This window comes from Candidatus Acetatifactor stercoripullorum, assembly GCF_944382095.1.
In the GTDB taxonomy this organism is placed as follows: Bacteria; Bacillota; Clostridia; order Lachnospirales; family Lachnospiraceae; genus Acetatifactor; species Acetatifactor stercoripullorum.
This window is the reverse complement of the sequence record NZ_CALWMU010000022.1, coordinates 24,674-43,059: the sequence shown is the minus strand read 5'-3', so window position 1 is coordinate 43,059 and position 18,386 is coordinate 24,674. Positions and strand designations below refer to the sequence as shown.

23 protein-coding genes are annotated in these 18,386 nt (G+C 44.0%); 20 read left to right on the top strand and 3 right to left on the bottom strand.

All coding sequences use genetic code 11. From position 1 onward, the window contains the following. Nucleotides 1–5 precede the first annotated feature (5 nt). Nucleotides 6–926 carry a nucleotidyltransferase family protein gene (locus SHK35_RS08220; protein ID WP_318709407.1) on the bottom strand — a complete coding sequence of 307 codons (921 nt, stop codon included), beginning with the start codon at nt 924–926 and terminating at the stop codon, nt 6–8. Nucleotides 927–1,168: 242 nt separating this feature from the next. Here SHK35_RS08220 and SHK35_RS08215 point away from each other — a divergent pair, with 242 nt between their 5' ends. Next, nucleotides 1,169–2,101, top strand: a complete 933-nt coding sequence (locus SHK35_RS08215; protein WP_318709406.1) for an AraC family transcriptional regulator — start codon at nt 1,169–1,171, stop codon at nt 2,099–2,101. A 35-nt stretch (nt 2,102–2,136) separates the two neighbouring features. On the opposite strand, the gene SHK35_RS08210 is transcribed toward SHK35_RS08215, so the two are convergent. Both SHK35_RS08210 and SHK35_RS08205 read right to left on the bottom strand, forming a co-directional pair. Further along, the gene (locus SHK35_RS08210) at nt 2,137–2,919 is read right to left on the bottom strand and encodes a hypothetical protein (protein ID WP_318709405.1); all 783 of its coding nucleotides are present in this window, start codon (nt 2,917–2,919) and stop codon (nt 2,137–2,139) included. Nucleotides 2,920–2,939: 20 nt separating this feature from the next. Then, a complete protein-coding gene (locus SHK35_RS08205) occupies nt 2,940–3,311 on the bottom strand; it encodes an HAD family hydrolase (protein ID WP_442867434.1) in 372 nt (123 codons plus the stop codon). A 7-nt stretch (nt 3,312–3,318) separates the two neighbouring features. Here SHK35_RS08205 and SHK35_RS14285 point away from each other — a divergent pair, with 7 nt between their 5' ends. The 19 genes from SHK35_RS14285 (at nt 3,319) to SHK35_RS08115 (ending at nt 18,356) form a co-directional block, all read left to right on the top strand. Continuing rightward, nucleotides 3,319–3,531: an FHA domain-containing protein gene (locus SHK35_RS14285; RefSeq protein WP_442867433.1), complete on the top strand. Its 213-nt coding sequence runs from the start codon at nt 3,319–3,321 to the stop codon at nt 3,529–3,531. Between the two features lie 13 nt (nt 3,532–3,544). Continuing rightward, on the top strand, nt 3,545–4,051 hold the full coding sequence (locus SHK35_RS08200; RefSeq protein ID WP_318709404.1) for an FHA domain-containing protein: 507 nt from the start codon (nt 3,545–3,547) through the stop codon (nt 4,049–4,051). Then, on the top strand, nt 4,048–4,878 hold the full coding sequence (locus tag SHK35_RS08195) for a PP2C family protein-serine/threonine phosphatase (protein ID WP_318709403.1): 831 nt from the start codon (nt 4,048–4,050) through the stop codon (nt 4,876–4,878). The genes SHK35_RS08200 and SHK35_RS08195 overlap by 4 nt, the downstream gene beginning before the upstream one ends. Then, the gene (locus tag SHK35_RS08190) at nt 4,875–5,756 is read left to right on the top strand and encodes a PP2C family protein-serine/threonine phosphatase (protein ID WP_318709402.1); all 882 of its coding nucleotides are present in this window, start codon (nt 4,875–4,877) and stop codon (nt 5,754–5,756) included. The genes SHK35_RS08195 and SHK35_RS08190 overlap by 4 nt, the downstream gene beginning before the upstream one ends. Further along, a complete protein-coding gene (locus SHK35_RS08185; RefSeq protein WP_318709401.1) occupies nt 5,737–6,633 on the top strand; it encodes a hypothetical protein in 897 nt (298 codons plus the stop codon). The genes SHK35_RS08190 and SHK35_RS08185 overlap by 20 nt, the downstream gene beginning before the upstream one ends. A 155-nt stretch (nt 6,634–6,788) precedes the next feature. Beyond that, nucleotides 6,789–7,886, top strand: coding sequence for a hypothetical protein (locus SHK35_RS08180; RefSeq protein WP_318709400.1), 1,098 nt, complete (start codon nt 6,789–6,791; stop codon nt 7,884–7,886). 24 nt (nt 7,887–7,910) lie between these two features. Then, a complete protein-coding gene (locus SHK35_RS08175; RefSeq protein WP_318709399.1) occupies nt 7,911–8,603 on the top strand; it encodes a hypothetical protein in 693 nt (230 codons plus the stop codon). Nucleotides 8,604–8,634: 31 nt separating this feature from the next. Beyond that, nucleotides 8,635–11,199 (top strand): molecular chaperone, encoded by a 2,565-nt coding sequence (locus SHK35_RS08170; RefSeq protein WP_318709398.1) that lies wholly within the window; start codon nt 8,635–8,637, stop codon nt 11,197–11,199. A gap of 14 nt (nt 11,200–11,213) precedes the next feature. Beyond that, nucleotides 11,214–11,987 (top strand): hypothetical protein, encoded by a 774-nt coding sequence (locus SHK35_RS08165; protein ID WP_318709397.1) that lies wholly within the window; start codon nt 11,214–11,216, stop codon nt 11,985–11,987. A gap of 20 nt (nt 11,988–12,007) precedes the next feature. Continuing rightward, the gene (locus tag SHK35_RS08160; RefSeq protein ID WP_318709396.1) at nt 12,008–12,148 is read left to right on the top strand and encodes a hypothetical protein; all 141 of its coding nucleotides are present in this window, start codon (nt 12,008–12,010) and stop codon (nt 12,146–12,148) included. Then, nucleotides 12,130–12,594 (top strand): hypothetical protein, encoded by a 465-nt coding sequence (locus SHK35_RS08155; RefSeq protein ID WP_318709395.1) that lies wholly within the window; start codon nt 12,130–12,132, stop codon nt 12,592–12,594. Before SHK35_RS08160 ends, SHK35_RS08155 begins: the two co-directional genes overlap by 19 nt. Further along, a complete protein-coding gene (locus SHK35_RS08150; RefSeq protein ID WP_318709394.1) occupies nt 12,591–13,934 on the top strand; it encodes a phage baseplate assembly protein V in 1,344 nt (447 codons plus the stop codon). The genes SHK35_RS08155 and SHK35_RS08150 overlap by 4 nt, the downstream gene beginning before the upstream one ends. A gap of 18 nt (nt 13,935–13,952) precedes the next feature. After that, nucleotides 13,953–14,546, top strand: a complete 594-nt coding sequence (locus SHK35_RS08145) for a hypothetical protein (protein WP_318709393.1) — start codon at nt 13,953–13,955, stop codon at nt 14,544–14,546. Beyond that, nucleotides 14,527–15,051 (top strand): hypothetical protein, encoded by a 525-nt coding sequence (locus SHK35_RS08140; protein ID WP_318709392.1) that lies wholly within the window; start codon nt 14,527–14,529, stop codon nt 15,049–15,051. Before SHK35_RS08145 ends, SHK35_RS08140 begins: the two co-directional genes overlap by 20 nt. Before the next feature lie 10 nt (nt 15,052–15,061). Next, complete coding sequence (locus SHK35_RS08135; RefSeq protein WP_318709391.1) at nt 15,062–16,420, top strand: PAAR-like protein; 1,359 nt, start codon at nt 15,062–15,064, stop codon at nt 16,418–16,420. 87 nt (nt 16,421–16,507) lie between these two features. After that, nucleotides 16,508–16,942 (top strand): hypothetical protein, encoded by a 435-nt coding sequence (locus SHK35_RS08130; protein WP_318709390.1) that lies wholly within the window; start codon nt 16,508–16,510, stop codon nt 16,940–16,942. Then, on the top strand, nt 16,939–17,304 hold the full coding sequence (locus SHK35_RS08125) for a type II toxin-antitoxin system PemK/MazF family toxin (protein WP_318709389.1): 366 nt from the start codon (nt 16,939–16,941) through the stop codon (nt 17,302–17,304). Before SHK35_RS08130 ends, SHK35_RS08125 begins: the two co-directional genes overlap by 4 nt. Nucleotides 17,305–17,356: 52 nt before the next feature. Continuing rightward, entirely contained in the window at nt 17,357–17,905 is a 549-nt protein-coding gene (locus tag SHK35_RS08120; RefSeq protein ID WP_318709388.1) for a hypothetical protein, read from the top strand. A 178-nt stretch (nt 17,906–18,083) separates the two neighbouring features. Next, nucleotides 18,084–18,356 carry a DUF6870 family protein gene (locus SHK35_RS08115; RefSeq protein ID WP_318709387.1) on the top strand — a complete coding sequence of 91 codons (273 nt, stop codon included), beginning with the start codon at nt 18,084–18,086 and terminating at the stop codon, nt 18,354–18,356. The last annotated feature ends 30 nt before the right edge of the window (nt 18,357–18,386 follow it).

Sequence of the window (18,386 nt, the reverse complement as noted above, 5' to 3'; positions counted from 1 at the left end):
TCCCCCTATTCCCACAATTTCTGCGGATAAAGCCCGCTTTGCTTCATCTGCGCGATTGCCGCCGTAACCGCAGCCTTATCCTCGTGATAGGTAACGCCATACCAGCGGTCCTCCGACTTTAGCACCGAAACGACCGCCTTTTTCTCTGTCAGCAGCTCACCTACCACCGCAGGCAGGAAAAATTCACATTTTAACGGATTTTTCTTCAGATTCTCATCCAGAAACTTCGGAAATCTTGTTTCCAGCTCCTGCAAAAATTCCGGCGTAAAGCCCCACAGATTCATCGAAACCGTGCTGCCAGCCGGGATTTCCGTCCAGCTTTCCCCGTCATCCTCCGTATATGCGGTGATGTCTCCCCGTCTTTCTATATGGGTTCTCTCAGTAATCGAAAGCAGATGCATCTGCGCATCTGTCGCGCACACGCCGCGCGCCACATGGCCGTTTTCCGTCAGCGTATTTTCCAGCGTGTAGCCTACCATCGCGTAGCGGTATTGCACATCCTCCCCCTGTCCCGCCAGATAATCGTAAATTGCACAAAAGGCGTGCCTGCCATAAAAGTCATCTGCATTGATGACCGCAAACGGCGCATCCACCACATCCTTGCAGCACAAAACGGCATGCCCCGTCCCAAACGGCTTTATCCGCCCCTCCGGCACGTCATAGCCTGCGGGCAGCTTTGCAAGCTCCTGATAGACATATTCCACCTGCATCTGCTTTTCCATGCGGTCGCCGATCATTGCCCGAAAATCGGCTTCATTTTCTTTTTTAATAATGAATATGACCTTCTCAAATCCCGCCAGCTTTGCGTCGTACAGAGAAAAATCAATGATCAGATGCCCTTCCCCGTCTACCGGGTCGATCTGCTTGAGTCCGCCGTAACGGCTTCCCATTCCGGCTGCCATAATGACCAAAATCGGTTTTTTCATACGTCCACCCCTTCTCCTTTGATACGGCACTGCGTCTGCCTGCCGTTCGTCACATTGTTCTGCTGCTTTTATCTTTATCTTAACACCATTTTCCAAAAATGCTTTGCACGATCCCTCATGAAATGTGCACAATTGTATTTGGTTTTTGCCTGTTGCCTCTGTGCATTTTTGATTTTTTCCCGTCTGTGTATTATAATAAATACAGAAAAAATACAATCCATCAAAGAACAAAGAGGTGCATAATGCCGGATTTTCTATTTACTCCGCTGCATTCGGAGATAACTGTCACCGACGTGGTCACGGTTCACTATTTTGAATACCGCAGCGACTTTTATTTTGCAGGGGAACGTCATGATTTCTGGGAGTTTCTTTTTGTAGACAAGGGAGAGGTCCTTGTCATGACAAACGAAGCGGAGCACACGCTCACAACCGGAGACATTATTTTCCATGAGCCAAACGAATTTCACAATGTGCGCGCAAACGGCGTAGTCGCCCCGAATCTGGTTGTGATCGCCTTTTCCTGCGCTTCTCCCGCTATGGATTTTTTCCGTAAACGGATACTAAAAGCGGGCGAACGGGAGCGCACGCTCCTTGCGAGGCTGGTCAACGAAGCGCTCCTGACCTTTTCCTCCCGTCTGGATGATCCCTTTCTGGCCGCTCTGGAATTAAAAGAAAGGCCGCCCTTCGGCAGTCTTCAGATGATAAAATTATACCTGGAAGCATTTTTGCTCGGCCTGATCCGCCGGGAAGGCAATCTCCCTAAGATTTCAAATCCCATGGGCTATTTTGAAAACTTTGAATTACCGCAAAAAACCATACGGCAGAAAAACGACCTGCTGCTTTACCGCCGCGCGGTGGCTTATCTGCGGGAAAATATCGGCCGTCAGCTTACCATGGAGCAAATCTGCCAGGAGCTTTCCGTCGGAAGCTCCCAACTTCAAAAGCTTTTTTCCGCGCATGACGGCTGCGGCGTCATTCACTATTTTTCCAGGCTCAAAATTGATGCCGCCAAGCAGTATATCCGGGCGGATAACCTGAATTTCACTCAGATTTCGGAAGCGCTCGGCTATAGCTCTGTGCATTATTTTTCCCGGCAATTCAAGAAATTTTCGGGCATGACGCCGTCCCAGTATGCTTATTCGGTCAAAGCTAAGATGAGCGACGGCCTGCTCTGATGCCGGGGCGAAAACACCCGCCCTCCGACGGCACGCTACTCCAGTTCCACGATCACATAGTCGCCCATGGCATGGTTGACATAAAAAATAAGACAAACGGTTCCGTCCCTGCGATAGGAATATCCCATCGTCTCATTTTCGCCGTAATCCTCCACACTCCCGTCAAAATGGGACAGGCTTGCGGCAAGCGCCTCCTGCGTAGGCTCCATCCAGATAAAATTATATTCCAGAACATCCCGCATGGTAATTTCACTGGACGGGGAACCCTCCGCATCCAGCAGCGTGTACCCCTTGGTCCCGTCAAACAGCAGCGCGGCGGTTTGCCCGGGATCGGCCATATCCGCAAAAGTAACCTTCTCTCCGGTCTGCATATTAATATTGTAGGAAGTGAGCGCCGCCGACGGATACGCCGCCCCCTCATAGGCATAATAGGCGTGGCAGGTCAGCGAAAGAAGCTCGTCACTCTGCTCCTCCACGGTAAAGGTCATGCTTACCGAATCGTTTTCCCCGAGCGGGCTTTCCTCCGTATCTCCGGTCATTCCGCCTGCCATCTGGATCGCCGCGTCCTCAAATATTTCATTCCACTCCTGCTGCTTCTCCTCATTGCTCCATCCGGTAATCTGCGGATAATTAATATCCACCAGATCACTCTTGGCGTAATTCACCATCTCCACCTGATAAGGCTGCTCCTCCGTCTCAGTCTCCTGCACGTTCTCCGTGGAAGACTCCGAAACAGGCTCGGACGGCTGTCCGCTATTTCCGCAGCCCGCGGCAAGCACCAGCGCCGCAAGCATACATACTGTCACTCTCTTTTTCATTCTCTCAGATTTCCTTTCCCTTATATATATTCCAAAAATTTTCTCACGTCGTCCGGTGTCGCGGCAAAATGCTCCGCTCCGTGCGCCTCCAAAAACGGCCGGTCCCGAAAGCCCCAGAGCACGGAAATGCAGGGCAGTCCCGCGTTCTTTGCCGTCATGATATCAACATCGGAATCACCGACATATACCGCCGTCTCCGGCGTCCTGCCAAGCTCCCGCAATGCCGCAAACACGGTGTCCGGGGCGGGCTTCCTTGCAACTCCCGTTCTCTCCCCGATGGCAACTTCCACGATTCCCTCAAAATATAGCTCGTTCAGTTCCTTTACAGCGGAATCCAGCTTATTGGATACGATCGCAAGGGCATAACCGTCCTTCTTAAGGCCGCGCAGCAATTCGAGAATGCCGTCATATGGCGGTATGGTAGATCGTCAGCATGCAGTCCTTAATTATGCGGGCGGACAATGGTTCGTTGAGGATTTGGGAAGCAGGAATGGAATTAGAATCGAAAAGAAAGAGGATGGAAAACTGTATCAAGTATCAGGGGAACATTTGTGTAGGGTAAATACAGGAGATATTCTTTATATTGGAAATACCAGACTAAAAGCATTGTAGAGGAGAGAAGATCATGAGCGGTAATTTGATTCGCTGTCAAAACGGGCATTTGTTTTCAAGCAGAAGGTATGGGACGGTATGTCCGTATTGCAACATTGAAACGGCCACAAAGGAGAAAAAAGCGGTTGAAAGGAGTCAGGAGGAGATAGAAGATATTTTATTCCTTGAGGAAGAACATCCTGTCTGTGGCTGGATTGTGTGTGTAAAAGGCCCGAGAAGAGGAAAAGATTACCGGATTATGGATGGTAAGAACTTTGTGGGTAGGGCGGACGATATGGATATTCAGATACTTGGGGACAATAAAATATCCAGGAGAAACCATGCGGTCATTGTGTTTGACGCTAAAAAGAGGGAAAACATGATTCTGCCAGGTGACAGCAATGGGTTAGTATATTTGAATGGACAGGCAGTTTATCTTCCGCAGCCTTTAAATGCATATGATTTAATTGAAATGGGGGACAGCCAGTTTTTGTTTATCCCATTTTGTGGGGAGCATTATATGTGGGAGGATTCCAAATGAATGCCCCGCAAATAACAATATGTGTTTTGACAACAGCTTTGCTTTTATGCCTTTTCTACCGTGCTGTTTTGATGTTTGTAAAGGGAAAGAAGGGTTATGAAATTGGAACCTGCAAAACAATCGGAAGCCGGGAAATCCAAATGGATTATTTTATGGTGGAAGAAAATGAAAACGGCCTCCTTGCGGTGCTGGCAGATGGCAGAGGAAAAGAATCCGGGGGCAGGATTGCGGCCAAAACAGTCATACAGGTATTCAGGGAAATCTTTGATACATATAATATGTTGGATCACCCTTCCTACTTTTTCCAAAAGGGCTTTCAGACAGCAAATAGGGAAATCCTAAAGCAGATGGACGAAGGAAGGGGCATGGCCTCTGCAAGTGCGGTTATGGTTCAGGACGGTTTTTTGTTTTATGGAATTGTGGGAAACGTAAAGGCAGCCGTTTACCGAAACAATGAAATGGTATCCATCGGAAGCGGGCATACGGTGGATGTACTGGCGGAAGAAAAGTATTACCAGGGAAATATTACAAGAGAAGATGCGCTTTCCATGCTGCATGAAAAGAGAACTTATAACTATCTCGGTAGGGACGGTTTTCGGCAGATTGAGTTTTATGATGAACCGATACGTTTAAAAAAAGATGATATCATTGTGCTTTTCAGTGAGGGAATGTACCGGGGGCTTGCTTGGAAACAGATAGAGGATGCTCTTGCACAGAAGAAAAGTTGTAAAAAGATTGCTTTTGAGCTTGTAGAGGCAATTAACCGGAAAAAAGAAGATAAGGATAATGCCAGCGTTATTTTAATCAGAGTTGGAGAACCCAAATGAGAAAACAGAACAGCAATTTTGAGGCGAAATTTATTTCTGAAGAAGGAAGCAAAATAAAGAACAATGATTACTTTGGATATGTGGAGCTGGATGAGTTTGCCTGTTATGTGATAGCAGATGGCATTACGGAACTGCCGGACAACGAAGGAGCTAAGCTGGCAATCGAAACAATTATTGTGAATTTTCAGTCTGCACCGTCCATATCCAGGCATTCTGTAAAAAGGCTTTTAAAGCTGGCAAACCGCGTTTTGCTAGGAAAGGAAAGTTACAAGCAGCTAAAGGCATCTGTCACGGTTGTAGTCACAGATTATCAAAAGATGCGTTATGGCTATGCGGGGAATACCCGGTTGCGTATCTATCGGGGTGGGACGGTTTATGAACAGACAACGGATATGTCCCTTTCCCAAGGCATGGTGGAGAGGGAGGAAATTCCAAAGGATGAGGTCATGCGCCACGAGGAAAGGAACAACCTCTATTCTTATCTAGGCATGAAAAATTTTCGGCCTGTAATTTCAAAAAAAATAAAGCTGTTAGAAACGGATATCATCGCCCTTTATACGAGAGGCATCTGGGAAAATGTACATGAAGCAGAGTTGGACGATGTGTTTGAGGAAGCGGACAACGAAGCACAGGGAACCATTGACAGCATAGAGGATATTCTGCTTTCCAGACAGCCGGAAAACTTGGATAACTACACGCTTGCCGTTATTTTTATAAATAAGGTATATCAAAATCCACAGAAAAGAAAGCGCATCAAAAAAGATTATTCTTATCAGTGTGATAGCTCTAGTTATCCTTGCCGTGATTTGTGTAGTGGTTTGGCTTCTTTACCGAAAGAAACAGCAGCAGAGAGAGGACATGAACTATTATTTTACTAGTACGATTGAATATATTAATACAGACAACTATGTCCGGGCACAGGAGGAATGTACACAGGCACAAGAACTGGCGCAAAAGTTGCGGGACGATTCTATGAAAAACAGGCTTCAGGAATATCTGATCGTGATTGAAACTGTGCTGCTGGCAGATGAAAGCTATGCCGACGGGGACTATGAGGAGGCGAATGGTTATTATCTGTCGGCGATTGACCGTGCTCGGTATGCCGATAATGTGGGAACGGACTATATGGAAAAAAAGCTGGATAAGATTAGCATATTCCTGTCTGTGGAGGATGAGATTGCCTTGGGGGACGCCTTGATGGAACAGGGGGACTACGAGGGAGCTGAGGAGAAATACCTGCTCGCAAAACAGGCAGCGCTTTCCGTGCATGATGTCGAAGGAAAGCAGAATGCAATGGACGCATTGGAAAAACTTTATCAGGAAAAAGCAAGCGCGGAAAGCGAGGCACAGGAGGCGGCGGACAGCCAGGCGGAGAAAGAAGTGGCAGCTGCAGAGATGATGGCGGCTGGAGATTCAGCCTGCTTAGAACAGGATTATACCGGGGCAAAGGTATATTACACAATGGCGGCAACCAAGTATCAGGAATTGGAGGACAACGTTTTAAGTGGCATGGCAGAGGAAAAACTTTCTGCTGTGGAAGAAAAGCTTGCAGAGCAGGACGATAAGAGAAAAAGGGCGGAGACTTATGAAGCCCAAGGACTGGCAGGCAGACAGTCGGGGGATCTGTGGGGCGCGAAATCACAATATATGTCGGCAAAATCAATCTATCAGGAACTGGGCAGTGATGAGGACGTACAGAGAATTACAGACATCCTTGCAGAGATAGATGTACAGATTGCGCAGACAGCAGGCTGATGGGAGCAGGTATGGAGAACAGGATAGAACTGGAACAGTATGTACGGAAACGGCTGGCAGAGATAGATAATTTGGACGAGCGGAGATTTGCAAAGGAGTTATTGCTGGAAGGACTGATACCGATTTTTGATTTGCTGGAAAAAAGATATGAGGATTTGGAAAAGCGTATCTGGCAGGAAATTGAGATTCACAATGAAAAATATGCCGTATTTATGACAGTAATAAAAAAGGATGACTATGATCCGATTAACAGCACTCTTTTTCCCATTTGCCCTGAATTTATGGAAGGAAGGGAAGAAAACCAAGAGAATGATGAGAAACTGGCACCATATCTTGTTTATTTTAACGGGAGCTTTCGCAGGAGGATGGAATTTGAAAAAACAGGGGTTTTGTCCGGCATAGATTCCAGTGGGAAGGAGCATGTACTTCATATCTGCAAGGCAGAATGTTTCCAGAAAGCAATCAAAGATTTGCATCAGATGTTTGTCACGAACCAGATAGGGTGGGTGACTGTGAATACTGCATATCTGGATCGCTTTTATGAAGTATATTGCGATGAGAAAAGTGATATTAGAGATTGGAAGATTGATTTCAAAGGCTGGGAGGCAGACATTAAAACGGGAATGTTGCCTTTGTGGAATATTGAAAAATTTACCTTCGACTGCCGGAAATTTATGGTCCCCTGTATAGACGCAAAATATTACGAGCACGAACTGAATTTAAGAAATTATGATTCGGAGAGCGGCTATATGATTGGCCTTAATGAAGATATATTGAAAATCCGACATGAAAAGGATAGGATTATCATGACTTCCTATAAAGAATCTTTCCAGAATTGGGTTGCATACCGATTTGCAGGTAACGTGGATATAAGCTCTCCAGGATACAGAAATGAGATTTTGGGAAATGCGAGGAAGAAAAGCTTTTTCCAAAATTATACAGAATATCGTGAAAGAAGGTCAGGGAGTAAGACAGAGCTTTTTTGGATGGTAGAAAGTTTTGAAGATAATTCCCACGTGGAGCTGATAGACTGTGCAGTGACCTCCAAGGAGCCGCCGGTTTATCTTGAGGGGGATATGAATCCGTTTTCCGATGGAACAGTTTTCCTGATGGAAACAAGAAAAATATTGGTATTGTCTTTCCGGCGGAAGAGGCCGGATGCTGATTTTTGTGAAGATATGGTACGTTTTTTTACTTCACAGATACAGATGTCATTTTGCGAATACAAATGCGTTGGAATTTTAGTGGAATAGATAGGAGGCGGCTGTTCAGGATTTATGAATTATGTATGGGAAGTTGTATTGTCAGCGAAAGAAAACGGAATAGAAGAAGAACATTTACGGTATCGGCAGGCGAGGGAATACAGCCCTTATCTGGAAGTTTCCTTTTATGATTTGAATACAGTTTCCGTGGAACAAAATATCATAGAAGTAAATCCTTTTTACCGATTTTATCAGATTTTTGAAAACATCCTGAATATCAACAATCAAGGATGCGAGAATACGAAAGCGCTTCTTCTGGATGCAGTTTTCCATTACCTGGCGCATACAGATCTTAGGATGGGAATGACAAAAACGGAATACTATCTTGGATTTTTAAACAAAGAGATGGAGAGCGGGAGTTTTGGCACTAAGGCAAAAAAGGCAATTGACCTGTTTTCACATTACGAGAGGAAATATATTATGCTGGCACTATTGGATGTCAGCCGTTCAGGAAACCAGACTGCGGTTTTTGAGAAGCTGTTCAGAGAAATATATGGGCGGTCTATCATTTATGTGAGTCGGGATGTGGCAAATGAGCTTTATATTTATGTAGGGGAAGAGCAGACCAAAGAGGAAGAGACTCGGGTGGAATTTTTGCTAGATACATTTCTGCCAGTTGGGACACAGACTGAAATATTTTATTTAGAACATTTTGGGATTTTGGACGAAGAGGAAACTATGATTTTAGACAGGCTACTTTTGATATAGCGGGAAAACCGAGCAAGGAGAGTACGAACTGATGGCAGATAGAACGGCAGGTTATGAAAAAGCAGAGCTGGAGTTAATGACAACATATCAGTTGAGGGAAATCTGTTTCCGTGAAAAAATCATAAACGGAATCATTGACCCTCTTGACAGAGAAGAATTAATCCGTACGATTATGCGTTCTAAGGGAAAAAGAATGGATTTCTTTATATGCGAAGACCTGGAAGAAGGAAGGGACAGGTTAGAGGGGTTTTTGGCAAAGAGCAGAATTACTTTCTTGGAAGATACAGGCTTATCTTGTAGTGGGAAAATTGTGGCTTATGACAGTCTTTCCATAGAGTATTATGACGGATATACCATTCCCTACCGCAAGGAGCTAGCGGGAACTAACGCATTATTAATAGGAAGCGACAGGAAAATCTGCACTATTTTAAATATGAAAGAGCGTGAGGGAGATCGGGAAAATCTGTATATCACAAAGCCTGCGGCGATGCGGGCACAGGAAACGCAAAGAAAGGATTACCGTATTTTCTGTATGGACCGCCGTTTGTCCGAGTGCCTGTACAAGCTTTATTATGGAGAGAATACAATACTGCCAGAGCATATTGAAATATACAATATTCCTCTAATTGATTTTGTGGTAAAACAGCCCGTGGCGCTGACACTTCCGCTGGCCATTGATTTTGGCTCAGTGAATACTGCGGCTGGGGTGTATTTAGACACTGTTTATTTTAACAGTATCGGAAATCAAGCGGCAGTGGAAAGCTGCCGGGAAAATGCAATCAGCTATACGGTGTTTGAGGATGGAGATAAAGAGAGCATACTTTTACCGAGCGTCATCAGCGTAGCAGCAGTAGAAGAAAACGACTATAAGCTTCTATATGGCTATGATGCACTCCGGCTTGCAGATGCCAGCTATATTGACGAGGGCTTTTGCATCTTTTATGACATCAAACGCTGGATAGGGGAATATGACAAGGAAGAGGAAATTGTTGACAGGCAAGGCAGGCGTCGATTCGTTAAACGTGCGGAGCTTTTGCGCCGTTTTTTTCTTTATATTATTCATAGAACGGAAAATCGGTTTAAGTGCCGTATTTCGCAGGTGCATATTTCAAGTCCGGTAAAGCAGAAGTACTATTTCCAGAAAATGTTTCAGGCAATTCTTCCGGATTACCAGATTAATACAGGAGAAATGCTTGATGAGGGTATGGCGGTACTTTACCATACAATAGCACAGCAGAAGGACTCCTTGGAGGATGACGAGCTCTATGAGGCATTAATTATAGATTGTGGAGGAGGGACAACGGATCTGTGCTCCTACCGATTCCGCATACAGAACCGAAGGGCTGCCTACAAAATTTATATGGAAACGACCTATGAGAATGGCGATACTGATTTTGGAGGAAACAATCTGACCTACCGTATTGTGCAGCTTTTGAAAATAGCGTTAGTATATGCGGAAGGTACTTCGGATGTCCAGGGAATAAAAGAAATCTTGGAGCATATGGATACAGATGTCTATCGCTTTGTAGATGCACATGGCGTAAAAGAATTTTATGGATATTTGGAACAGGAGTACAAAAAAGCCGAGGCAATCCTGCCAACCAGATTTGCGGATTTTGAACACCATAACCGCAACGAATATTACCAGGTAAAAAATAATTTTTACACGCTGTTTCAAACAGCAGAGCAGATTAAAAAAGCGTTGTATGGGACAGTTGGGACTTTAGAGGTCAGGGTAACAGCGGATGGCGGAACAAAGGACAACAAAACAATCCATTTGGATAAATGGAAATTGTCGTTCCGAAATGGTCAGGAACTATCTGTAAAAAAGAAAATCCCGGAAGTTACCCTGAATTATTTTGAGATAGAGCTTTTGCTGTCAGGAGAAATCTATGGGATTGTACTTAAATTCATGGAAGAATTATATCAGACGGGAAGGATTCAGGGTTTTTCTTTTATTAAGCTTACTGGGCAGTCCTGTAAAATTAATCTGTTTAAGGATGCCCTAAAAGAATTTGTTCCCGGGCGCATGATACAGTTTCGGAAACGTGCAAGCATTGATGCTGCTGACTTTGAGTTGAAAATGACCTGTGTGAATGGAGCATTGGAATATCTGCGTGATAGGAAATATGGCCTGGCAGATATTCATCTGGATAATGGGAAGGCCGTCCTTCCATACCGTATTACCGCTTATACGCATAATGGGAGGGAAGTGGTGCTTGTGGATGGATTCCGGGATTGGAATCAGTCGGGAAGCGTACTGAGGCATATGGAGGATTTGATACTGCAGCTCCATTTGAAAGACGCATCAGGAGAAGAACACTGCAGGTTTCAATACATATGCAGGCTGGAAGACTTCAGTAAAAGGAGCTATGAGGAGATAGCTTCTATTTACGGGGAACACATTTTGCAGAAGGAAACAGACAGCATTGAAAATGGGGATGTAAAGTTTTTTGTCTGGGCAAAGCAGGAGGAGTGGGGGTTCCAGGTAATCCCTGTCTATTGTGACGCAGATGAACTCTATCTGGGAAAGGAAGAGTTTTTTGGTTTTGAAAACGATAACTGGGTCAACAGTTTTTTTGACGGCAGGAAATAGGAGTGTAAAGTTATATGGAACATGATTATCCTTTGTTTGCGGGAAGGCGCATATTGAAAAAAGAAAGCTTATGGATGCTAAGAGATTACACCTATGCAGGATGGCAGCTCTATTATGCTGATTATACGGATGGTATTTTGGGTGGATGCGGCATTCGGGCGGAGGAAGGAGCTCTTGCCATTGAAAAGGGAATATTAAAATTTCGTGGTTTTATCTATCTGCTGCAGGAGGAAGAAATCGTGCCTTACCAGCCGGAAAATGCGTGGAGGTCGTTGAAAGCAGAATTTTCAGAGGAAGAGTGCAATCCAGACAGTAAGACTTACCATGTCCGTTTCTTCTTAGATGAAACTCTCCAGTGCAGTGAAAATCAGTTGGAAATGTGCCGGTTCTATCTTAGGGAGGGGGCAGCACTGCGATACAGCTATAAAAGTTTTTCTGATATGGCGACAGAATACGATACGGTTAACCTAATATATGCGGCTGTAGCGGGCGTGGGGGAAACTACACTGCATCCTGCGCTTCTGCTTAAATTTGCAGAGGAATTGTGGGAAAAAGAGGGGAAGGACATAGTAGATATAAATTTTTGTTTTCTCATATGGAATGCGCAAGGAATGGTGGAGCGTAGGGTGATTGCGGCGTATTTAAGTGAAAAAAGCGGGAAAGAAACGATAGAACAAATGCGGCAGCACAGCAAAAAGAGCCTTTATGAAAAGCTTGTACGAATTGTAGACAACAGGGTAGGGCCAGAAAAAAACCGGACAGCCGAAAAAAAAATAATTGTGGAGTGAGAGAGAAGGGGGCAAGGGGAATGGAAGAATTTTTGGATGAAAAAATATTGGAATACAGGAGAAGAGCCAGGGAGGAGAAATATAATTCCTTGGAAACTGGAATGTATATAAAAAATGAATTGGTTCAGTTTGAAAGAAAAAAATGTTTCAGGACAAACTGAGCATTATGCTTCCCACATCATTTGTCACGCTGCCACAAAAAATGGCAAAGGTTAAATATTCTTCCCAGCAAAGACCGCAGATTATTAAAACAAGCCGTGATACCACTGTCAATTTGGGCATGAGCCTGACCGATGTTGAAATTTATGAAGAGAATATCAAAAAATTAAGGGATCAATCGCAGGAAGCGCTGAAACGATTAAACCCGGCTTTCGTTTTTTATGAAAGCAAGGTTGAAAAGAAAAATGTTCCAATTGGATGGTTTGAATTTAAAAGTTATGGATTGGACACAGATGTATACAACCTTATGTTTATTACAATCATAGGAGGTAAAATGCTGCACGGTACTTTTAATTGTGATTACGCAGACACACTGGAATGGAGAGAACCGGCGAAGCAGATGATGTTTTCGATTCTGGATCTTTCGAAGGAGGAAAAACGGGTATGAGAGCGCAGAGAATCACATTGGAGCCATTTGAATTATTAGAAGTGTTGCAATGCAGCGGCACGGTTTGTGCAAATCAACACGGTTTTATGGCAGTCAAAGGATATATGGAAAGCAGTAAAGAAGATGAGTATCTTCAACTATTAACTGAGCCCGTATGGTCATCCGTAAAAGTATATGATGAGAATGAAAAGAGTGAAATTTTATTTACGGGAATCGTGACATATGGAGCTATCGGTGTTGAAAACGGCCTAAAAACATTAGAAGTCATACTCCAGACCGGCAGTTTTTTGATGGATTTAGATTTCCATATCAGAGCATTCCAGGATTCCGGCTGCACTTATGATCAAATACTTGCTTCCTTTGGAAGTTCCTATCAGGAATATGACTACATTATGGAAACAGGCAATAGGAAAAGCATCAACCGGTTTTTATGCCAATATGAGGAAACAGACTGGGAATTTGCAAAGTTCATCGCAGACTTGTGCGGAACAGCTGTTTATCCGAATTACATTGGAAGCGGCATAAAGTTTTATTTTGGCAGACCTGCAGGTGCTTACAGGGGACAGATACTGCTGACAGAGTTTGGTGTCCGGCAGACAAATATGGGCGTTTTTTATGAAGGGACATTAAGGGAAATTTATGATCTTGGGGACAGCGTAAGTTTCCATGGAAATACCTTGTCTATAATAAAAAGACAAACAGAAATGCAAAAAGGAGAGCTATACCATACATATACATTCAGCAGCCAGGTTCTTGAGCAGCAGCTATTCCATGCCAGCCGCTTAGCCGGGATATCGCTGGAGGCAACAGTGATGGGGGTGAAAGGCACTTCTGTAACACTCCAGATACATAAAAATGAATATCCTGGTCCTGGCAGATGGTTTCCATATGCAACAGTGTATTCGTCACCGGATGGAAGCGGCTGGTACTGCATGCCGGAAACAGGGGATAGCGTAAGGCTGTATTTTCCTTCCGAGGATGAGAATGAAGCTTATGTGCTAAGTTCAGTACATCTGCCTTCAAGCAACAGCGCACAAAGGACGAATCCTGATTACAAATCTATTATGAACAAACAAGGAAAAGAAATTCTGCTGAAGCCGGATTCCATTTTGGTGACAAACAATAATGGCATGTCTGTCGAGTTGGCGGATCAAGATGGGATTTCCATTATCAGTGATAAAAAGATTACCATCCAATCAGAAGAGGCAATTGAAATTACGAGTGTAAAAGCAAATATAGACTTAGTATCCCCCAAGAAAATTTCTTTAAAGCAAGGGAATACCAGCATGGTATTATCGGAAAGCATGATGATGACAGGAACAAAGGTTCGATTGAATTGATTTAATAGAAGGTACATTATGGATAGAACAGAGCAGATAAATGACATTATCAGCGATTACTATGAGGAAAGGTATACAAAGAGTAAAGAGAAAATAAAGGATTATTACTGGAAAAATTGGGAGAGTATTCACCGGGAGTTTGCACAGACTGTATATCGGGGAGCTGCGGTATGTAGTGATATGGGGAAAAAAGTAAATTATATTATCCTATCCATTTTATTCAGCAGCAGTCTGACAAAGAGCTACGAAATCCAGATAGGTTTTTATGATGATAGACTTCAGCTGGACGATGCGCCTGTATGTGAATACTGGAGTCCGGCATTTATTTTTGAGTTTATAGAAGAAGATATGGAATTTTTTAAGCGGATGGCGGCAAGGAAAATACCCAGGATAAAAGAGTATGAGCTGGAGGGCATACGCAATACATATATTTGGAACCATTATTTCTTGGTAATGCTGCTTTTGAGGGAATTAATACCTGCATCGGTTGAGGAGATATGTCAGAAGTTTAATGTGCTGGATGAAAAGGTCAAGGTTATACTTGGCAGGTATATGGAGAAGGGTATCCTGATATATCAGAAAGGGCAAACAGATGAAGTATTTTCTTCTTGAAACAGATAAAAAAATTTCCCAGCTGCCACAGTTAGTCCGTTGGTATGAAAAAATAGACATCCGGAATATCCATTTAGAAAGTGCCTATAAAATATCTTCCCGGCAGCTGCTGTTTGTGAAGGGGGATGAGGATACTTTTTATCCGGATATTATCTCTACGCCGCTTTTCTTAATGTCCCAGGAGGCGAAGAAGGTGGTAACTATGTATGAACCCAGGACAATATGGAAAGAAACTGTATTATTAGATCAGGATGCGGAGAAGGTATCCCGGTATTTTCTGCCGATTTTTGAAGAAGTGGACTGCCTTGCCCCGGAGACGGTTTTTAATCTGAACCACAGCCTTTTGAAAGAAATTGTACTAGACAGGGAAAAAATAAAGGATTGTGCTATTTTCAGGATAGGGAATATAGAAAAGCAGTATATTGTAGGAAACCTTGATATTGTAGAAAGTATGCTAAAAAGAGGGTTTCGGGGCATCGGCGTAACAGAGCTGCGGGTAACATAGGAGGAAAACGATGAGTGAGCAAGGCAATCAGGAAAAAGGACTGAAAAAAGACATTGATCAGATTCAATGCCAGCAGGAAGAATGGGATGCATTTGGGGAAGAAGAACAGCAGGAAGCGTATGACAAGCATGAAGAATTAGAATTGGAAGACACGGATGAAGAAGAATCGGCGGCAGTCATAAAGGAACATCTGATGCAGCACAATGCAAATAAGGAAAAACCAGCATATCTGGTACGGGGTGCAGAGCTGATGTGCAGCCAGGGAAGCAATAAGCGGAAAATGAACCTGAGTCCTTGCCATGGGGTCTATATTAAGGTTCATGCCGTTGTACATGAGTTAGACTGCATTCAAGGAGAAGAGGAAAACATCACATGGTTTGGCGTCTGCACTCCCGGGGAAGATTTAGATACGGAACAGATACAGCTGGTGGGGGACGACGGGAAAGAATGCCATGGGAAAAAGTGCAAGCCGCATATTATAGGGACGTGGCTGGAGTCTTATGATAAGACCAGGATTGTAGATAATTCAAAAAAAGTAGAGAAAGATCCAGAACATCCAGAAGGCTGCAATACATTAACAATGGATTCCTTTCTGGTCTGTAAACACGGAGGCATTATCATGCCCATTAATTCCGGGCAGGACAGGGAGGTAAGTGAAGATGAATTTGACTATGCAACGGAAGATGAAAAAAAAGCTGCCCTTGATCGTGTCAAAGGGGAGTGTTCAGAAGATATAGACTGGGAAGAAGCAGATTGTGATGATTTACTGCATGCAAGGTTTAAAGAGGGAACCAGTGGAGCTGTGCATGGAACAGCGTTTGAAAATATAATTAAGGATGAAGAAGATACTTTTTCAGAACCTTCTGCCAGAGATTATACAGATAAAATAGTGGAATTCATAAAACAAAAAGAGGGATTTTGTGCAACACCATATAATGGCGGAAAAACAATTGCATATGGATTTGATATGTATCTCTATCCTGATATAGAAATAAATTACAATTCAGACGGTACGGTGAGTGAAGAAGAAGGAGAACGACTGCTCAGAATTATATTAGATCAGTCAAAGAAGCAGTTAAATGAATATTTGGATATAACGAATCAAGAACTGGATCAGAATGCCTATGATGCAGCGATAGATTTATATTATAATAGAAATTCCAATGCACTGACAAAACAGGTGGTAGATGCAATGTCAGCGAGGGATGATGAAGAAGTATGGAGTTTATTGGAGAATTTTGATTATAACTACGCTTATCAATACCTCTATGAAGGAAATGAGCAGGAAGCACAAGCATATGTTGATCGGAATCCTGGGCTAAAAGTGAGAAGGGAAGAGGAATATGCTGTTTATCAAAATGGGTTTTAAATTATCAGGGGAGGCTGTATATGAAAGGGAAAAAAAACAGCCGGCGTATCTTTCTGTAATAATCAAAGAAAGAGCAGGTGCAGAGATATGTGCAAGACAGGTATTATGCCAGATGCTGCCAGGGAAAATCTTCCTGCGGCTGTTTTATTTTTGAATTCCAATAAATCTGAGGAAAATATCCGTAAGAAGGCTGCAAAGGCCAGAGAAAAATGTCTCTCTCATGGAATTATGTTAGGGAATGACGTGGTCGTAAATAAGGGACCGGACAGGGATATTGACCGTGATGCAGTCAATCTGATCATTTCCTTTCTGCTGACCGGGCAGTATGACCTGGTGGCAGTGGACAAGTTGGCAGATCTGGCAGAGGATGGGGACGACCTGGAAGAATTTATGAAAGATGTCGGAAATATAGGTGCAGGTTTTCTGGAATTATCCACGATGAATTTTTATATGTACCAGAAAGAAAAGCCTGCCGCTGACAGTATCATCTGGATATGGGACGGGGGTGGCGGCTGCTGGTGAAGATTCGGAGAGGAGACATTCTGTATGTGGATTTCGGCGGCCAGTACCAGGGGAGCATGCAAGGGGGAATGCGTCCTGTGGTGGTCGTCAGCAACAACATGGCGAACAGGCACAGCACCGTAATTACGGTGGTTCCGCTTTCCAGCAAAATCTTTAAAAAGAAAAACCTTCCCACCCATGTGTTCGTGTCAGCGTACCGAGCGGAGGGACTGGAGCAGCACAGCATCGCCCTATGCGAGCAGGTGACAGCCCTTGACTATGGCAGAATTATTGAGAACATGGGAAGGGTGGATGGGGAAACTCTTGCGAGGATTACCGAGGCGGTGCAGGTGCAGGTAGGAGTATTTAATAAATATAACTGATAAAACAACAGCGGGAAACAGAAGCTTTCCTGCCGGGATGACAGGAGGAAGCATGGAAAGAGAAAAGTATGGGACAAATTTAGCGTATGAGTCTGAAACCAGGGATGGGGAGACACAGATCAATGAAAGCAAAAATGCTGTTTATCAATGGATGCTTGACGCTGCGAACCGGTATTCGGCTGATGTTCCGCAGGCAGTCCTGGAGGAAATACAGTCATATTACCTGCGCGAGGAAGACTGTGTAATCACGATGGAGGAAGCGGCCCGGAAGGTTACGTCTGACATGATTGAGAAGTATATCGCGGCAGAGCTGGATTTCCGCCTGAAGGATTTCGATCCGGAGATGAAGGCAGATGAAACTGAAAGAATACTGGAAAAGCTGAACAAGCCTCTGAGTGATGACGAGGCAAGAAAGGTTGGGGCAAATTATAAAATGGCTGGGGAGGAGTATGCAAAAGCCATGGCAGGCTATTTTACTTTGGATCATTCCAATGTGAAAGCCTGTGAAAAAACTGAAAGAAAGGCGGCTGAGGAAGCTCCGGATATGCAGGAGCATGACCAGGCCGCAGGAAGGAATGGGCAAAAGGAAAGAAGCAGATAGAAGAAAAAAGAACCACAGCGAAGCCGGGCGGATTGCCCGGCGTCTACATATCTGCCCAAAAAAGGCAGGATGTGCCTTTCATGCCGCAGCATATGGAAGGAACAGGCAGAAATTTATGTTATGGGACAATCTGCCGTACGAATACAATAGGAAAGAACAGGCATAAAGAGGGAGCAGTATGGATTTTTCAATAGAAGAATTGAAGCGTATGCAGTCAATGAATATCATGGACTTAAAGCGGGAGGAGCTTATCAGTGCAGAGGAGATCGTGATTGACACGGGGCGGTGTGTGGAAAGCCGCATTCAGTCCTACATGGAACAGACAGGCAATCCATTCGCCCAGAATGTGGGGGAATATATTTTGCAGATTGGCTTTATGGAGGGAACAAATGATACGATAGATGACCGCATGATTCTGCTGACTAAGAGGAAAACGCAGATTATGGTTTGAAAAAACGGAAAGCGCTTTACAATCAAATAA

Coding starts and splice junctions, on each gene's coding strand:
- SHK35_RS08140 (WP_318709392.1), top strand. CDS start 14,527: ATGAAGTATTTTCTTCTTGAAACAGATAAAAAAATTTCCCAGCTGCCA.
- SHK35_RS14285 (WP_442867433.1), top strand. CDS start 3,319: ATGCCGTCATATGGCGGTATGGTAGATCGTCAGCATGCAGTCCTTAAT.
- SHK35_RS08155 (WP_318709395.1), top strand. CDS start 12,130: ATGTTTCAGGACAAACTGAGCATTATGCTTCCCACATCATTTGTCACG.
- SHK35_RS08130 (WP_318709390.1), top strand. CDS start 16,508: ATGTGCAAGACAGGTATTATGCCAGATGCTGCCAGGGAAAATCTTCCT.
- SHK35_RS08165 (WP_318709397.1), top strand. CDS start 11,214: ATGGAACATGATTATCCTTTGTTTGCGGGAAGGCGCATATTGAAAAAA.
- SHK35_RS08185 (WP_318709401.1), top strand. CDS start 5,737: ATGAACTATTATTTTACTAGTACGATTGAATATATTAATACAGACAAC.
- SHK35_RS08145 (WP_318709393.1), top strand. CDS start 13,953: ATGGATAGAACAGAGCAGATAAATGACATTATCAGCGATTACTATGAG.
- SHK35_RS08160 (WP_318709396.1), top strand. CDS start 12,008: ATGGAAGAATTTTTGGATGAAAAAATATTGGAATACAGGAGAAGAGCC.
- SHK35_RS08135 (WP_318709391.1), top strand. CDS start 15,062: ATGAGTGAGCAAGGCAATCAGGAAAAAGGACTGAAAAAAGACATTGAT.
- SHK35_RS08210 (WP_318709405.1), bottom strand. CDS start 2,919: ATGAAAAAGAGAGTGACAGTATGTATGCTTGCGGCGCTGGTGCTTGCC.
- SHK35_RS08120 (WP_318709388.1), top strand. CDS start 17,357: ATGGAAAGAGAAAAGTATGGGACAAATTTAGCGTATGAGTCTGAAACC.
- SHK35_RS08200 (WP_318709404.1), top strand. CDS start 3,545: ATGAGCGGTAATTTGATTCGCTGTCAAAACGGGCATTTGTTTTCAAGC.
- SHK35_RS08190 (WP_318709402.1), top strand. CDS start 4,875: ATGAGAAAACAGAACAGCAATTTTGAGGCGAAATTTATTTCTGAAGAA.
- SHK35_RS08215 (WP_318709406.1), top strand. CDS start 1,169: ATGCCGGATTTTCTATTTACTCCGCTGCATTCGGAGATAACTGTCACC.
- SHK35_RS08175 (WP_318709399.1), top strand. CDS start 7,911: ATGAATTATGTATGGGAAGTTGTATTGTCAGCGAAAGAAAACGGAATA.
- SHK35_RS08220 (WP_318709407.1), bottom strand. CDS start 926: ATGAAAAAACCGATTTTGGTCATTATGGCAGCCGGAATGGGAAGCCGT.
- SHK35_RS08195 (WP_318709403.1), top strand. CDS start 4,048: ATGAATGCCCCGCAAATAACAATATGTGTTTTGACAACAGCTTTGCTT.
- SHK35_RS08170 (WP_318709398.1), top strand. CDS start 8,635: ATGGCAGATAGAACGGCAGGTTATGAAAAAGCAGAGCTGGAGTTAATG.
- SHK35_RS08115 (WP_318709387.1), top strand. CDS start 18,084: ATGGATTTTTCAATAGAAGAATTGAAGCGTATGCAGTCAATGAATATC.
- SHK35_RS08150 (WP_318709394.1), top strand. CDS start 12,591: ATGAGAGCGCAGAGAATCACATTGGAGCCATTTGAATTATTAGAAGTG.